General features: G+C 66.0%; 14 protein-coding genes and 1 riboswitch. Of the genes, 12 read left to right on the top strand and 2 right to left on the bottom strand.

Translation table 11 applies throughout. The features are described 5' to 3' along the window. Nucleotides 1–150: 150 nt before the first annotated feature. Nucleotides 151–663, bottom strand: coding sequence for a DinB family protein (locus WEB52_08075; protein MEX2226390.1), 513 nt, complete (start codon nt 661–663; stop codon nt 151–153). A 629-nt stretch (nt 664–1,292) separates the two neighbouring features. Next, nucleotides 1,293–1,377, bottom strand: a riboswitch (cyclic di-GMP riboswitch). 192 nt (nt 1,378–1,569) lie between these two features. Between WEB52_08075 and WEB52_08070 the strand changes: the two genes are divergently transcribed. From WEB52_08070 to WEB52_08040, 7 genes are all read left to right on the top strand, one after another. Then, nucleotides 1,570–2,307 carry a hypothetical protein gene (locus WEB52_08070; GenBank protein ID MEX2226389.1) on the top strand — a complete coding sequence of 246 codons (738 nt, stop codon included), beginning with the start codon at nt 1,570–1,572 and terminating at the stop codon, nt 2,305–2,307. A 62-nt stretch (nt 2,308–2,369) separates the two neighbouring features. After that, entirely contained in the window at nt 2,370–3,068 is a 699-nt protein-coding gene (locus WEB52_08065; GenBank protein MEX2226388.1) for a response regulator transcription factor, read from the top strand. Continuing rightward, nucleotides 3,065–4,507: an ATP-binding protein gene (locus WEB52_08060; protein ID MEX2226387.1), complete on the top strand. Its 1,443-nt coding sequence runs from the start codon at nt 3,065–3,067 to the stop codon at nt 4,505–4,507. Before WEB52_08065 ends, WEB52_08060 begins: the two co-directional genes overlap by 4 nt. A 132-nt stretch (nt 4,508–4,639) precedes the next feature. Further along, complete coding sequence (locus WEB52_08055) at nt 4,640–5,083, top strand: transcriptional repressor (protein ID MEX2226386.1); 444 nt, start codon at nt 4,640–4,642, stop codon at nt 5,081–5,083. 11 nt (nt 5,084–5,094) lie between these two features. Then, complete coding sequence (locus WEB52_08050; GenBank protein ID MEX2226385.1) at nt 5,095–6,126, top strand: metal ABC transporter substrate-binding protein; 1,032 nt, start codon at nt 5,095–5,097, stop codon at nt 6,124–6,126. An 8-nt stretch (nt 6,127–6,134) separates the two neighbouring features. Further along, complete coding sequence (locus tag WEB52_08045) at nt 6,135–6,980, top strand: ABC transporter ATP-binding protein (protein ID MEX2226384.1); 846 nt, start codon at nt 6,135–6,137, stop codon at nt 6,978–6,980. Next, nucleotides 6,973–7,857, top strand: coding sequence for a metal ABC transporter permease (locus WEB52_08040; protein MEX2226383.1), 885 nt, complete (start codon nt 6,973–6,975; stop codon nt 7,855–7,857). Before WEB52_08045 ends, WEB52_08040 begins: the two co-directional genes overlap by 8 nt. Before the next feature lie 134 nt (nt 7,858–7,991). Here WEB52_08040 and WEB52_08035 read toward each other — a convergent pair whose 3' ends face one another. Then, on the bottom strand, nt 7,992–10,448 hold the full coding sequence (locus tag WEB52_08035) for an MMPL family transporter (GenBank protein ID MEX2226382.1): 2,457 nt from the start codon (nt 10,446–10,448) through the stop codon (nt 7,992–7,994). Between the two features lie 300 nt (nt 10,449–10,748). Between WEB52_08035 and pyrR the strand changes: the two genes are divergently transcribed. The 5 genes from pyrR to WEB52_08010 all read left to right on the top strand — a co-directional run bounded on the left by pyrR (nt 10,749) and on the right by WEB52_08010 (nt 15,463). Beyond that, nucleotides 10,749–11,300, top strand: coding sequence for a bifunctional pyr operon transcriptional regulator/uracil phosphoribosyltransferase PyrR (pyrR, locus tag WEB52_08030; GenBank protein MEX2226381.1), 552 nt, complete (start codon nt 10,749–10,751; stop codon nt 11,298–11,300). Continuing rightward, a complete protein-coding gene (locus WEB52_08025; protein MEX2226380.1) occupies nt 11,297–12,340 on the top strand; it encodes an aspartate carbamoyltransferase catalytic subunit in 1,044 nt (347 codons plus the stop codon). The genes pyrR and WEB52_08025 overlap by 4 nt, the downstream gene beginning before the upstream one ends. A gap of 17 nt (nt 12,341–12,357) precedes the next feature. After that, nucleotides 12,358–13,686 (top strand): dihydroorotase, encoded by a 1,329-nt coding sequence (locus tag WEB52_08020; protein ID MEX2226379.1) that lies wholly within the window; start codon nt 12,358–12,360, stop codon nt 13,684–13,686. Between the two features lie 187 nt (nt 13,687–13,873). Continuing rightward, on the top strand, nt 13,874–14,968 hold the full coding sequence (gene carA, locus WEB52_08015) for a glutamine-hydrolyzing carbamoyl-phosphate synthase small subunit (protein ID MEX2226378.1): 1,095 nt from the start codon (nt 13,874–13,876) through the stop codon (nt 14,966–14,968). Nucleotides 14,969–14,989: 21 nt separating this feature from the next. Next, complete coding sequence (locus WEB52_08010) at nt 14,990–15,463, top strand: GNAT family N-acetyltransferase (GenBank protein MEX2226377.1); 474 nt, start codon at nt 14,990–14,992, stop codon at nt 15,461–15,463. Nucleotides 15,464–15,509: the final 46 nt, after the last annotated feature.

Here is a 15,509-nt window from a genome sequence, read left to right as displayed (position 1 = left end):
TGGAGAGGCCTGGACGCGCCCTCGTCGCCCTGGCCGGCCCGTGCGGGGCAAACGTCTTGTCGGATTGATGCGTGTCTCGCGAATCGAAGCCGGACACATCCACAACCGTGTTCGGCGTTCGGCTCCACGAGTTAACGATCGGCGAAATGGTCAGGTTGGCGCTGGCACCTCGACGACGCGGCCATCCTGCACGCCGAAGCTAAACACGTCAACGGCCGGCGCTTCCACGCCGAGCGTCGTGAGCGCGGTGCAGATCTGGCTTCGATGGTCGGTCCCGTGTTGCAGCGTCTGCGCCAAACGGATGCCCATCGGAGCGTGTCTTTGGAACCCGTCGTCAGGGTCGACCTCACGAAGCACGGCGTCCGCATCGATGCCCTCGTCGAGAAGTCGCGACCATCCGGTGCCGATGTCCTCCATCGCAGCCCTGAGCTGCGCAAGCCCCATCCGGTCCGCCCTGATGAAGGAGCCGCGCTCACCACTCGCGACGAAGAGGTCGAAGGAGTCGCCCCCGATAACGTGGCGCATCGTCGCGAGAATCGAGCGCTCCGTCGCAGGGACTGCGGCCTCCAACTGCGCAGGACTGAGCGCGAGGCACGCATCGATCAGCCGCAGTGTCGCCCAAACATGATGGGCAAACGCATCGTCGAGCAACGACCTGCTCACTCGGTCACCATACAAACCTCGCAGAGCCAGAGCAAAAAGACCCGCCCGGCCGGCGTGTCACGTCTTGCTTCGATATCCGCGTCGCGCCCCCTTAGCATATTGGCTCGCAGCAGCGTGCATGCGCAATGTCTGATTCGCCCGCGGCGGACGTCAGGCCAATAAGACGTCGTAGTCGGGTCGATGTTCAAGGGGGTGTCATCGGGTCGAGCCCAGGGTCCACGGGGTCGTGGACGTTTGGGAGTGCAGGCCTAGGCTCGACCCGAAGTCGTTCCTCGCGAGGCGGAGTGCGGCCGCCGGGTCACGAGGCACACCAGTTCGCTCGAACGAAGCGTCTGCGACACGCGCAGGCAGGCGTCACGCGGGTGGGGTCAGGGTCAGGGGTTGGGGTAGCGTGACGCCGTGCGGCTTCGTCCCTGAGAGCGCGAAGTTCCGGAGCCAGACCGGCCATGACGGCAGCTCGCCCAACATCCGCGTACGACCCATCGGTCGCGACGAGGCGCAGGTCCTCACCTTGCAGGTTGAGCTTGCTGGTCATGCGCGATCTCTCCGTCCTGGGGACGGGCGGAGCAACAAAATACCCTCGGCCGCTGCGGCTAAGGGCTGCAGACTCCGACCTCCCCAGAGGTGCCTTCGGCGGCCCGGCTACCTTATCTCGAAAGACGTAGGCCCGTGGCTTTGCGTCGCCGCCTTTCGGCGGGTTTGCCTTTGTCGGAGCGATCTATTCGGTTTTGACCTTCGTACCAAGTAATCGGCGTAAATCGCCGAGTCTGATGGCCACCCCGGAGAAAATATTCCGGAAGTTGCCTTCGTTCGACGCAGACTTGGCGCTAACGCCTTCGAAACACCTGTCTGCACGCTCTCTCCTACGATCAACGGAGCAGTGGGACGTGGATGCGGAGGGTGCTGATGAGTGGGCGAGCCTGGCTAATAGGCGCCGTGGCGGCGGGCACCCTGATCGTCGTGGCGGGCGTGGGCCTGGCGGCCGCGGGCGACGACGCGGGTGACGGTCCGACCTTTTTGGACCGCGTCGCCGGCAAGCTCGGGATCGAGACCGAGCGGCTCGAGCAGGCAGTCAAGGATGCCCGCAGCGATGAGATAGATGAAGCGACCGAGCGCGGCGACCTCTCGCAGGAGCAGGCGGATCGGCTCCGGGAGCGCCTTGACGACACGCCGCTGCACGACGGCTTCGGGCCCGCGCTCCGCGACCGCGAGCGCGACGGGCACCCCTTTGGCAAGCTCCGCGAAGCATTCGGACTCGGCGTCGGCTTGCTGGATGGGTTCTCTGACCTTGCCACCTTCCTCGGCATGGAGGAGAGCGCGTTGATGAAGGAACTGGCCGAGGGCGAAAGCCTCGCCTCCGTTGCGGAGGCGAACGGCAAGAGCCGCGACGAACTGAAGACCTTCATACAGTCGGAGGCGGACGCCCGGATCGACGAGGCGGTCGAATCCGGCGTGCTCTCCGAGGAGCGGGCGGCCGAATTGAAGTCGCGCCTCGGCGACCACCTCGATGAGATCGTCGATGGGGGACTGCCCGGGTTCAAGTGGCGCTTCGGCTCGCCAGATGGCTTCCACTTCGAGTTCCGGCGCCGCGGCGATGAGTCTTCGCCGGCCGTCCCGCAGAGCGGCTCTTCGCGCCGGCCGTAACCCGTCAAACGGCAGAGCGCACGCGTCCTGCCGTTTTTCTATAGTGAGAGGACGCAATATCTATGAACGAGACCATCCCTTCCAACCGCATCCTGGTCGCTGACGACGATAGCAACATCGCCGACCTCGTCCGCATGTACCTGGCGAAATCCGGGTACGAGGTCGTCGTCGCGTCGGACGGGGACGAGACGCAGCGGCTGCTCCGCGAACAGCGATTCGCGCTCGCCGTGCTGGACATCATGATGCCCGGCCAGGATGGGCTGCAGATCATCCGCGGGCTGAGGCGTCGCAGCGAGATGCCCGTCATCTTCCTGTCCGCGCGCTCGTCCGATATCGACAAGGTGTCCGGGCTGCAGCTCGGCGCCGACGACTACGTCACCAAGCCATTCAACCCGGCGGAGTTGGTCGCGCGGGTGCAGTCGGTGCTCCGGCGCAGCAAGGCGGCGGTCGAGCCTTCCGGCGAGCAGATCGACATCGGCGAACTGCGGATGGACGTGCGCAATCGTACCGCGGAGATCAAGGGCGAGCCGGTGACATTGACGCCGAAGGAGTTCGACCTGCTCGCGACGTTCGCCCGCTTCGTCAACGTGACGCTCGACCGCGAGAAGCTGCTCGACCTGGTGTGGGGCACGTCGTTCTACAGCATGCGTACGGTGGACGTACACATCGTGCGGCTGCGCAACAAGCTCGAGGGCTCGGGCCTGAAGATCGAGACCGTGTGGGGCAGTGGTTACCGGCTCGTGGAGGCGATCCCCGCGTGAAGGCGCGTCTGCGCTCGTTCCTCTTCAGCATCCAGACGAAGATGGTGCTCGCGATCGCGGCCGTGATCGTGCTCGCCATCTTTCTTTCCGGCGTGGTGTTCGTCTTCCGCACGCGCGAAGAGCGGCGCGAACAGGCGCTCGACCGCGTGGCGGCCGCTTCGCCGGCGATCTATCAGCAGGCGTTCTTCGCGCTCCTGCCGCGCGACGAGGACGAGCGCCAGTTCTACGAGATCCTGAACGACCTCTCGGAAGAGCAGGACGTCCGCATCCTCATCCTGTCGACGGACGGTACGGTGCTCTACGAGACCAACGAACAGCTGACGGGGCAGCGCATCGTCGTGCCGCAGTCCGGGTCGGAAGACATCAAGCGGGGCTTCGTTTCGTGGGAGCCGCCGGCGGGGTTCGGCGAGCCTAACCTGACGTTTGTGTCCGCGTCGTCGCGGTTCGTGACGGGGTCGGGGCAGGAATTGCCGTTCCGCATCGTGCTCGCGGTGGAATCAGGCACGATTGCCAGCGCGTGGCTCGGGGTGTTGCCGGGACTCGTACTCGCGGCGCTCGTTGCGGTGCCCCTGGCATCGATCGCGGGCATCCTGCTGGCGCGGCAGGTGGCGCAGCCGGTGCGACGCCTCACGCGCGCATCGGAGGCGATTGCGCAGGGCGACTTCGACCAGCGCATCGAACTGGACCGCGATGACGAGATCGGACGGCTGGCGCGATCCTTCACCGTCATGTCGCAGCGGGTCGGCGGGCGTGACACGCAGATTCGGGCTTTGCTCGCGAACGTGTCGCATGACCTCAAGACGCCGATGACCTCGATCACGGGGTATGCGCAATCACTGGTCGACGGCACGGCGGCAGCAAACGATGCGCCGCGCATCGGGGCGGTGATCCGGGACGAGGCATCGCACGTCAACGCGCTGCTCGCCGACCTGCTCTACCTCGGCGAGATCGATGCAGGGCAGATCATCACGCGCCGGGAGACGGTGCCGCTGGAAGAACTGGCGTCGCGCTGCGTGCGTCGCATCGAGCCGGTGACGCGGATGAAGCAGATCGACCTGCAGGTGAACGTGCGCCCGGAGGTTGCGCTCCACGACGTCGATCCTGAGAAGCTCGAGCGGGCGCTGACCAACGTGCTTGAGAACGCCGCGAAGTTCACGCCGGCGGGCGGGGAGATCGCGGTGCGGGGATGGTCGGAGAACGGGTCGGCGCCACCGCAGGTGCTGTTCTCGGTGACGAACTCCGGGTCGTCGATCGCCGAGGACGACTTGCCGCGGGTGTTCGACCGCTTCTTCCGGGGCGACCGGACGCGCCGCACGGCGACCGGCAGCGGGCTGGGTCTGGCGATCACCCGGGAACTGGTCGAGTTGAACCACGGGCACATCGATGCCCGGAACGAGCCGCGCGGCGGGGTGACGTTCACGATGGCGTTCAGCGGCTGAGGCGTCCAGGCCCCATTGTTTCACGTGAAACATTTGTGCTAATCTCCAGTGTGAGCGCGGGTGCTGGCAGTTGCACCGTTCGATACGTGTGAGTTACAGTAGCCGCAACTGGTTGCAACAACGGAGAGTGGCATGAGCTGCGAATCCGAGACGATCGACGTGCTCCGCGAGTCGGGGCACAAGATGACGCCGCAACGCATGATGATCCTGACGTCGCTGCGGCACGCGAATGAGCACATGACCGCGGCCGACATCTTCGAGCGCGTCAAGCAGGAGTACCCGTACGTCGACATTTCGACGGTCTACCGCACGCTCACGGTGCTGAAGGACATGCGACTCATTTCCGAGACGCACATGGGCACGGGGGATGCGGCGTTCGAGTGGGTCGGCACCGAGCGGCACCACCATCTGATCTGCCGCAGCTGCAATCACGTAGCAGAACTCGACCATCGGTATCTCGAAGGCCTGGGCGCGGAGATCAATCGCGACGTAGGGTTCCGGGCGGACATCGACCACTTTGCGATCTTCGGCGTGTGCGCGGGATGCCGGCGAGACCTCAAGGGAATCAACAACTGAGGACGCTCCGCATGAAGCGGCAACTCTATTCATTATTCGCACTGGCGGCCGCTGCGTCGCTGGCGTTCGCCGCGTGCGGCGACGATAGCGCCGGGGGAATCGATGACACTCCATCCGCGGGTGGTGGTGATCTGCTGACGATCGTTACCACCGTGGCGCCGATCACGAGCCTGGCTGAGAACATTGTCGGCGAGCATGCGCGTGTTATCGGCATCGTGCCGGAGGGTACGAATTCGCACACGTTCGAACCGGCGCCCAGCGACGCGCAGACGCTCGCCGATGCGGACGTTATTTTCGTCAACGGGCTGGCGCTCGAAGAGCCGACGATCGAACTTGCCGAAGCGAACAAGCAAGCAGGCACGGAGATCGTGACGCTCGGCGATATGACCGTCACGGACGCGGACTTGAAGTTCGACTTCAGCTTTCCGGAGGAGGATGGCGACCCGAACCCGCACCTCTGGCCGAACGTGCCGTACGCGATGCGCTATGCGGAGATCATTCATGAGAAGGTCGTCGCGCTCGATCCGGGGAACGCGGCTGACTACGACGCGAATTACGCCGAGTTGACGTCGCGGCTGGAGGCGTTGGACGCGGCGATCGCCGTAGCGGCGGCGACGGTGCCCGAGGAGAACCGCAAACTTCTGACGTACCACGATTCGTGGGCGTACTGGGCAGCGACGTACGGGTTCACCGTCATCGGCGCGATCCAACCGTCCGACTTCAGCGAGCCTTCGGCTTCGGAGATCGCGGACCTGATCGACCAGGTCCGTGACGAGGATGTACCGGCGATCTTCGGCTCGGAGGTGTTCCCGAGCGGCGCGCTGGAGGCGATCGCTTCGGAGTCCGGCGCGGAGTACATCGACGATTTGCGTGACGACGATCTTCCAGGGGAGCCCGGCGACGACCGGCACTCGTATATCGGGCTGATGCTGACGAACATGGAGATCATGCTGCCGGCACTCGGTGGCAACGTGGACGCGCTCGCAGGCATCGACGGCGGCGTCGCGTTCGGAAGCCAGAGCCAGGCCGAGTATCCACAGTAGGGACGATCATGGCAGGTCAACCGCTCGTAGTGATGCAGCACCTTTCGGCCGGGTACGTCGGCGTGCCGGTCGTGGAGCGCGTGAACCTTTCGATCACGCGAGGCGACTTCGTGGGCGTCGTGGGGCCGAGCGGATCCGGCAAGACAACGCTGCTCAAGGCGATGCTCGGCGCGGTCAACGTGTACGAGGGGAACATCTCGATCGGCGGCCGTCCGGCGGGGCACCGCGACGCGCGCGTGGGCTACGTGCCGCAGCTCGAGACGGTGGACTGGCACTTCCCGGTGACGGTCGAGGAAGTGGTGATGATGGGGCTGGCCGCGCGCAGCGGTCCCTTCCCGTGGAGCAGCAAAGAGCACCGTGCCGCGGCGCGGGACGTGATGGCGCGGATCGGCATCGACGCGTTGCGACGACGGCACATCCGCGAGCTGTCGGGCGGTCAGCAACAGCGCGTCTTCCTGGCGCGGGCGCTGGTGAGCGATCCGAAGCTGCTGTTGCTCGACGAGCCGACATCGGGCGTCGACATCAAGACGCGCGACGATGTGCTGCACCTGCTGGACGAACTGAACCACGCGGGGCTGACGATCGTGCTGACGACGCACGAGCTGAACGCCGTCGCCGCGCACCTTCCGTGGGTTGTGTGCGTCAACGGGGGCGTCATCGCGGAAGGAGCGCCGGAGCACATCTTCACGACGGACATCTTGCGCCGGACGTACAAGGCGGACATGAACGTCATCATCCATGAAGGGATTCCGATGGTGGCGGAGATGCCTCACCGTTACGGGCGCAGCGACAAGCGCGCCGACGCGATGGGTGCGCGCGTCGAAGCAGACGCGGCAGGGGCGAAGCATGCCTGACCTGCTGGAGCCGCTGCAGTACCACTTCTTCGTCCGCGGGCTGCTCGCCGCGTTGATGGCGGGCGGGATCTGCGGGCTGCTCGGCGTGTACATCGTGTTACGGCGGATGAGCTACATCGGTCACGGGCTGTCGCACGCCGTGTTCGGCGGCGCCGTCGTGAGCTACGTGATCTCGATCAACTTCTATATCGGCGCCGGCATGTGGGGCTTCCTGTCGGCGCTGCTGATCAACATGACATCGCGCCGTCGCACGATCGGCGCGGACGCGGCGATCGGCATCATCACGACGGCGAGCTTCGCGCTGGGCGTGCTGCTGATCAGCCGTTACAACACGTTCACCCGCAGCTTCGACGCTGCGCTTTTCGGGAGTATCCTGGGCGTCACGGACCGCGATCTGTGGGTCCTTGCCGGAGTTTCGCTGCTGACGCTTGCATTCGCGTTCTTCGGCTACAAGCAACTCCTGTTCAACACGTTCGATCCCGACGTGGCGCCGGCCTACGGCGTGCGGTCGGGCACGATCGATACGCTGTTCGCGCTGGTGCTCGCGGCGGGGATCATCGCTTCGATGCGCATCCTGGGCGTGACGTTGATTGCGGCGGCGATCGTGATTCCGCCGACGGTGGCGCGGTTGGTGACGGACAGCTTCAGCCGCATGCTCATCGTGTCGACGATGCTTGGCGCCGTGAACGGGTTTGCGGGACTGTACCTGAGCTACTACCTGGACTCGTCATCGGGTGCGACGATCGTGTTACTAGGCACGGCGACGTTCGTTGTCGCGTTGCTGTATGCGAGCGCGCGGGAGCGTCGATATGCGTCGCGGCGGCCGGCATCGCAGCCGGTGGCGGTGCAGGGTGACGGGCGGGTGGCGTTCGATTAGGGGACGGAACCACCGAGGCACAGAGGCACAGAGGTTTTCTTTTGTTGGGGGTGGCGGATTGGCCGCCCGTTTTTCATCCGCAGATGCAGCAGATGCAGCAGATGCGGGCAGATGAGGGTGGGCTCGCGCCGGACTCAGGTGACTTCGGGTGGGGCGACGGGGATGAAGCCGCGGTCTTCGTCGGCCCAGACGAGGAGTGGCGGCAGGAGCACCAGTGTGCTGATGAGGCTGATGCCGATGTTGAGAGCGGTCACCTTGCCGAAGTTGTCGAGGAGCGGGAAGTCGGTGAACGCGAGCACGGCGAACCCACCCATGACGGTCAGACCCGACGCCATGATGGCGCGGCCGATGCGCATCGAGGCCTTCGACATGGCCTCGCGGGGTTCGAGACCGGCGGAGCGCTCCTCGAAGTAGCGTGCCATGAGCAGCACGCTGAACTCCGTACCCATCGCAATGATCAGCGGGCCGGAGATCGACGTGAGCGGGCTGTATTGCATGCCTGCCGCGTAGATCAGCATCGCCGACGCGCCGAGCGCAAGCACGACGGGCAGCAGGGGTGCAAGGGCCTTCACCGGATTGCGGTAGGCGGCGAGCAGGAAGACGGCGATCGCGGCGAGCGCCACGAATGACATGAGGTCGCGGTTGGCGCTGAGCGCGTCGACCGATGCGGTGCCGACGACGGCGATTCCGGCCGGTGCGATGCTGAGGCCATCAGGCGCGGCAGCGTCGTCCTCGATCGCCTGTGTCATGGCTTTGCGCTCGGCGAGTGATTGATTGCCGCTGATCGCGAACGTGATCGACGCCATCGTCGCATCGGCGTTGATGACGGAGGCGACTAGTGCGTCCGGCAGGGCGTCGAGGGCGGATATGGCCGCGGCGGATGTTGGCGCGCCGCCGGTCAGAGATGACGTTAGCGATGCGAGGCTGTTGGACCGTTTGAGTTCGGGGTGGCGCTCCTTCTGACGTTGCTCGAAGGCGCCCATCCACGCGATCACATCGCCGTCGGTGACTTTCTTGTTGCCGCTGGTTTCGATGAGCAGATTGAGTTCGCTGGTGGATCCGGTGATATCGCGGACGTAGTGCAGATCCTCAAGGACTGCACTGCTGGAGGGCACGAACTTCTCAGGATCGGTTTCGGTGCCGATGTTGCGGCTCAGCCATAGGCCGCCGACGGCGATGACTGCAGCGAGGACGGCGATCGGCGCGAGCTTGCCGACGGTACGGGCGGTGAGGCCGCTGACGACGCGTTCGACCTCGAAGCGCGAGCGCTGTTGCTGCGTGCCGAGCCGTACGCGTTCGCGCAGGAAGATGATGCTGCTGATCAGCGCGACGCTGGTCACGAACACGATCACCGCGCCAACGGCGAGCATGGAGCCGAAGTCACGGATCATGGGAACGTCGGAGAGGTGCAGCACGAGGAAGCCGATGGCCGCGGCGACGACGGCGATGCCAAGCGCCGGGCCGAGACGCACGAACGTGCGGTCGATCGCTCGCTCGGCGGAGCCGGTGGTCTGCGCTTCTTCCTCGGCACGGCTGTGCACCTGGATGGCGAAGTCGACGCCGAGGCCGATGAGGATCGGCAGGCCGGAGATCGTGACCATCGTGAGCGGGATGCCGAGAAAGCCCATCAGTCCGAATGCCGATACGCATCCGACGAGCACGGCCGGCAGCGAGAGCAGCCGCCAGCGCGCGCGGAACACGAGCGCGAGCACGACGGCCATGATGACGACCGCAAAGATCGCCATCAACGCGATCGCTTCGCGCATCTCGTCGTTGATCTCTTTGATGAGGAGCGGGCTGCCGGAGACGATCTTGTCGACGCCGGCGAACTGATACGCGGCGGCCTCGTCGACGAGGTCGGCGGCGCGCTCGGAGCTTTCGTCGATCGAGAGGTTGCCTTTGAGGCGCACGACCATGAGCGCGTGACGGTCGTCGGGAAAGATGCCGGTGAGTTCAGGGCGGAGTGCGCCATCGGCGGCGAACATGAGGAACTCGACGAAGCGGGGGTTTTCGAGCGTCTGGTCGCCCACCGTGAGAAAGCGCTGCGCATCGGCGCCGAACTGTGCGTTGAACGCGTCGGCGACGCGTTGACGCGCGGCAGCGGCGGCAGCCTCCTGCTGCTGGGCGCTCTCGCCTCGCGCCGCCGCGTCGCGCATGGCGGCGGCGGCCGCTTCGTCCTGATCACGCGCGAGCTTGAGCGGCTGTTCGATCATCCGCTGCCGCACCTGCGTCTGTGCGAGTTCGAGGATCAGCAGCGGCGTGATGATGCTTTCGTAGTGCCCGCTCGCTTCGAGGTCGGCCTGGAAGCGCGCGAGTTCAGCGCGGTTCTCGGCAGAGAAAAGTTGTTGGATCGACGTGCCGGGCGGCGTTTCGAAGAGGACGAGCATCGGGTCGCCGCCGAACTCCCCCTGGAAGCGCGTGTTGTCACGGGAGATCTTCGAGCCGGGATCGAGGAGGGTATCCTGGCCGTTTTGGAACTCGAGGCGCGGGATGCCGAACGCCAGCGCGACCGCCGCGCACATCGTGATGACGACGATCGGGACGGGCCACTGCCGGATGGCTGATGCGAGGTAGAGTGCGGGATGCCTCATTGAGCGCTGACCTCGTCGAATGCTGCCTGCGCAATTCTTGCATGAATGGTGTGCGACGCGTCCCGGGACGTGTCAAGCGCCCGGCGATTGTGCGTTTATGACGGGATTCTTCTCTTCGCTCAGAATGACGCGATGCTTGTTTGCGGAGCACCGGCGATCTACATTGTCTGTACCGACACCTTTAATCCGGTCCCGTGAGGCCGGAAAGGAAGCTGACATGACTTCGAGTTACCCGGCGCTCTGCGCGCCCGCAGCTTCGTACGCAGCCTCCTTCCGGATTGCCGGGCAGGAGGTTGTTTGATGCGCGAGGTAGCGATTATGTCCGCGGACGACATCCGGCGCGCGATCACGAGGATCGCGCACGAGATCGTCGAACATAACCGCGGTGCTCATGACCTGATCCTCATCGGTATGCGGACGCGCGGCGTACCGCTGGCGCAGCGGCTCGCGCACGCGATCGCCGGCTTCGAGGGCGTCGACGTGCCGGTGGGCTCGCTCGACGTAGGGTTTTACCGCGACGACCTGACGGAGCGCGGGCCGAGCGTGAACATCCAGCCGAGTGACTTGCCGGAGGTGGCGGGAAAGCGCGTCGTGCTGGTGGACGACGTGCTGTACACGGGACGGACGGTGCGTGCGGCGCTCGATGCGCTGATCGACTACGGACGGCCGGGACGCATTCAACTGGCGGTGCTGGTGGACCGCGGGCACCGGGAGTTGCCGATTCGCGCGGACTTCGTCGGGAAGAACATACCGACGTCACGGTCGGATGACGTGCAGGTGCGGCTCGACGAGACAGACGGCGAGGAATACGTACACGTCGCGGCGCTGCAGGAAGCGGAGATGCCGACATGACTTCAATACGGCCGCCCGAGACGCGCGTCGCCGATGCGCCGCTGTCCGAGACGACGGGCGCGGAGCCGGAATGGCGGCGGCGTCACCTGTTGGACCTGGACGACTACAGCGTGGATGAATTGGATGCGCTGATGCGCACGACCGACACGATGAAGGAAGTTTTGTCGCGCGAAGTACCGCGCGTCCCTGCGCTCCGCGGTACCACCGTCGTAACGCTGTTCTATGAGAACAGCACGCGGACGCGCGCGTCGTTCGAGCTGGCGGGGAAGGTGCTTGGTGCCGACGTGATCAACATCTCGGCATCGGGCAGCAGCGTGAGCAAGGGCGAATCGCTCGTCGACACGGTGAAGACGCTGCGCGCCGTCGGCGCCGACGTGCTGGTGATGCGCCACAGCCGCTCGGGCGCTCCGTATCTGGCGGCGCGGGAGGCGGATTGCAGCATCATCAATGCGGGCGACGGCCTGCACGCGCATCCGACGCAAGCGCTGCTCGACCTCTACACGATGCGGGGGCACCTGGGCGATGTGCGTGGCAAGCGTGTCGTGATCGTGGGGGACGTGCTGCACTCGCGCGTCGCGCGCAGCAACATGTGGTCGCTGAGCGCGCTCGGCGCGGAGATCGTGCTGTGCGCGCCGCCGACGCTGATTCCCGCGGGCATCGGCGCCGGTGAAGGCGTGCTGCCGGCGGCGCGCGTCGAGACGAGCCTCGACCGGGCGATCGAAGGCGCGGATGTCGTGATGGCGCTGCGCATGCAGACGGAGCGGATGCACGGCGGCTTCGTGCCGGGGATGCGCGAGTACTCACGGCTCTACCAGGTGAACTCGGAACGGCTCGCCCGCGCGAAGCCGCATGCGCTCGTGATGCATCCGGGGCCGATGAACGAAGGGGTCGAGATCAGCCACGACGTCGCGCACGGGTTGCAGTCAGGGGTCGAGGAGCAGGTGACGAACGGCGTCGCGGTGCGGATGGCGGTGCTCTGGCTGATCACGCGCACGTCGAAGGGCGGCGGGCGCGGATCGACGGCGAAGGGGGCGGCGTGAGCGAGCGCATCCTGATCGTGAATTGCCGGGTCGCCGGTGCGGCGCTACCGCCGCAGTTCGCGGTCGCAGGCTACGCGCCGGACATCATGCTCGAGGACGGCATCGTGAGGGCGATTGGCGCCGGACTGCCGCACGATGGCGCGCGCGTGGTCGATGCGAGCGGATTGATCGTGGCGCCGGGGTTCGTCGACCTGCACGTGCACCTGCGCGACCCGGGGCTGGAGTACAAGGAAGACATTGCATCGGGCACGCTCGCGGCTGCACGGGGTGGATTTACGACGGTGTGCGCGATGCCGAACACGGAGCCGGCGATGGACACGCGCTCGGTGGTCGAATACGTGCTGCGGGAGGCTTCGGCGCGGGCGCACGTGCGCGTTTTGCCGATCGGCGCGGTGAGCAAGGGCCGGGAAGGCAAGGAACTGGCGGAGCTGGGGGACTTGGCGGCGGCGGGCTGCATCGCATTCAGCGACGATGGCGCGCCGGTACGGGATGCGACGCTGATGCGCCGGGCGCTCGAGTATGCGAGCGCGTTTGACCTCCCGATCATCGACCACTGCGAAGACACGTCGTTGGCGAAAGATGGCGTCATGCACGAGGGCCGCATCGCGACGCGGCTGGGGTTGCTGGGCGCGCCGGCGGCGGCGGAAGAGACGGCCGTCATGCGTGACATCGCGCTTGCGGAGGCGACGGGCGCGCACGTACACATCGCGCACGTCAGCACGCGGGCCGCGGTCGAAGCGATCCGCCGTGCGAAGGCGCGGGGAGTGCGCGTCACGGCGGAAGTGACACCGCATCACCTGACGCTGACGGACGCGGTCGTTGCGTTCGGCGCGAACGGCGGCGACGGATTGATCTACGACACGAACGCGAAGGTCAATCCACCGCTACGCTCGCAGGACGATGTGGACGCATGCGTCGACGGGCTTGTCGACGGCACGATCGATTGCATCGCGACGGACCACGCGCCACATGCCGTTATCGAAAAGCTGTGTGAGTTCGACGACGCGGCGTTCGGGATCAGCGGGCTGGAGACGGCGTTCGGGCTATGCATGCGGCTCGTGCACGATGGCCGTCTCGAACTGGCGACACTGATTGAGCGGCTGACTCAAGGGCCGGTGCGGGCGCTCGGACTCGAGCGGCATGTGCCGGGGATCGGGACGTTTGCCGAGGGAGCGCCGGCGGACATCGTGCTGCTCGATCCGGATGCGGAGTGGGCCGTCGAACCGGAGCGCTTCGCCTCGAAAGGCAAGAATACGCCGCTTGCGGGCGTGACGCTTCGCGGGGCGGTGGTGATGACGATCGCGGGCGGGCGGATCGTGCACGGGGCGGAGGTGGCGGTTGGGTAGCGCGGAGGTCGGAGGTCAGAAGTCAGAGGTCAGAGGTCGGACGTGGGATGTAGAAGGTTGGGTGCAGAGGGAATCGCAAGCGTCGAACGCAGGCTGGTAGGAATTATCGCGGTTGCTCGCGCTCTGCGTAACAGAATCCCGGCGGGTGCGCGAACGACGCCTGGTTATCGCGGGAGTTTTGCGCGCAATGGCTGAGGCGCACCTTGTGCTGGAGGACGGGACGGTGTTCAGCGGTGATGCGATTGGCGCGCCGGCGCGATCGAACGGCGAGGTGGTGTTCTGCACGGCGATGACGGGATACCAGGAAGCGCTGACCGACCCGTCGTTCGCGGAGCAGATCCTGGTGATGACGTATCCGCTGCAGGGCAACTACGGCATCAACGAGCACGACGTCGAGTCGCGGCGGATCCAGGTGCGGGCGTTCGTCGTGCGCGAGGAGTGCGACGCGCCAAGCCACTGGCGCTCGAAGAAGACGCTGCACGAGTACCTTGCCGAGCACGCGGTGCCGGGGATCACAGGCGTCGACACGCGCGCGATCGCGCGCAAGCTGCGGACGGCAGGCGTGATGATGGGCACGGTCACGCACGATGAGGCGCCGGAACAGGCGCTGGCGCGTTTGCGCGATCTGCCGCGCTACGGGACGACGGATCTCGTGCCGTGGGTGAGCACGCGGCAAGCGTACGACTACCCGCCGGACGGCGCCGCTCGGCGCCGTTCGATCGTCGTGCTCGATCTGGGAGTGAAGTACAATATCATGCGCGTCCTGAACGGACTCGGCTGCGCATCGACGGCCGTGCCGTGCCACACCTCTGCGGAGGACATCCTCGCGATGAAGCCGGACGGCGTCTTGATCTCGCCCGGGCCGGGCGATCCGGCGCTGCTCGACTACGCGGTGAAGACAGCAACGGGGCTCGTCGGGAAGGTGCCGGTGATGGGGATCTGCCTGGGGCACCAGGTGCTGGGCGAGGTGTTCGGCGCGAAGTCCTTCAAGCTGAAGTTCGGACACCGGGGCGCGAACCACCCGGTGCGCGACGAGGCGACGGGGCGCGTGTACATCACCGCGCAGAACCACGGCTACGCACTGGATGACGCGTCGCTCGCCGCCGACGTCCGTGTGAGCCATCGCAACGTGAACGACGGCACGGTAGAAGGCATGAGGCACGTCCGCGAGCCGATCATGACGATCCAATACCACTCGGAAGCGTCGCCGGGGCCGCACGACAACATGTACCTGTTCGAGCAGTTCATCGAGATGGTCGACGGGGTGTGCGCGGACGCGTGAGCCGCGGGCGAGGAGGCCAACGTGAGTGAGACAAGGACACAGTCCGAACCGACGTACCGGCAGGCGAACATCAACGACGCCGACGCGATCGCCTCGGTCATCGCGGAAGTTGTGAAAGAACCGAACCCGGTCGGCTTCGACGGTGCGATGCCGGCGGATGGCGTGCGCACGTGGCTCACGAGGTTGGGCGGGGAAGGCGGCGTCTTCCTCGCGACGCTCGACGGACGCGTGGTCGGATTCGCGGCGCTCGATTACAACACGTTCGAGCCGGATACGGTGATCTTGGGTGTGTGGATGCTGGCGGAAGTGCGGCGCAGGGGTGTCGGCACGGCGCTCGCCGAGTATGCGCTCGGGTTTGCGCGGGATAAGGGATACAAGCGCATCCGTGGGCGGTTGCCGCAGGACAACGAAGTGGCGTTGAGCTTTTTGAGCAGCATCGGAGCGCTGGTGCCGATCTACAACCCGGAGGCGCGGTTTGAGTTGCCGCTTGTTTGAGCATCATACCTGGGTTCGTTCGAGCCGCGGGGGGGGGGGGGCCCGC

The organism is Dehalococcoidia bacterium (assembly GCA_040902535.1).
Lineage (GTDB): Bacteria > Chloroflexota > Dehalococcoidia > DSTF01 > JACRBR01 > JBBDXD01.
The sequence above is the reverse complement of the archived record's forward strand: the minus strand, read 5'-3'. Positions and strand labels throughout refer to the sequence as shown.

Bases quoted from the DNA above. Each gene is read 5' to 3' on its own strand.
- WEB52_08070 (MEX2226389.1), top strand. From the start codon at position 1,570: ATGAGTGGGCGAGCCTGGCTAATAGGCGCCGTGGCGGCGGGCACCCTG.
- WEB52_08065 (MEX2226388.1), top strand. From the start codon at position 2,370: ATGAACGAGACCATCCCTTCCAACCGCATCCTGGTCGCTGACGACGAT.
- WEB52_08055 (MEX2226386.1), top strand. From the start codon at position 4,640: ATGAGCTGCGAATCCGAGACGATCGACGTGCTCCGCGAGTCGGGGCAC.
- WEB52_08050 (MEX2226385.1), top strand. From the start codon at position 5,095: ATGAAGCGGCAACTCTATTCATTATTCGCACTGGCGGCCGCTGCGTCG.
- WEB52_08045 (MEX2226384.1), top strand. From the start codon at position 6,135: ATGGCAGGTCAACCGCTCGTAGTGATGCAGCACCTTTCGGCCGGGTAC.
- WEB52_08040 (MEX2226383.1), top strand. From the start codon at position 6,973: ATGCCTGACCTGCTGGAGCCGCTGCAGTACCACTTCTTCGTCCGCGGG.
- WEB52_08035 (MEX2226382.1), bottom strand. From the start codon at position 10,448: ATGAGGCATCCCGCACTCTACCTCGCATCAGCCATCCGGCAGTGGCCC.
- pyrR (MEX2226381.1), top strand. From the start codon at position 10,749: ATGCGCGAGGTAGCGATTATGTCCGCGGACGACATCCGGCGCGCGATC.
- WEB52_08025 (MEX2226380.1), top strand. From the start codon at position 11,297: ATGACTTCAATACGGCCGCCCGAGACGCGCGTCGCCGATGCGCCGCTG.
- carA (MEX2226378.1), top strand. From the start codon at position 13,874: ATGGCTGAGGCGCACCTTGTGCTGGAGGACGGGACGGTGTTCAGCGGT.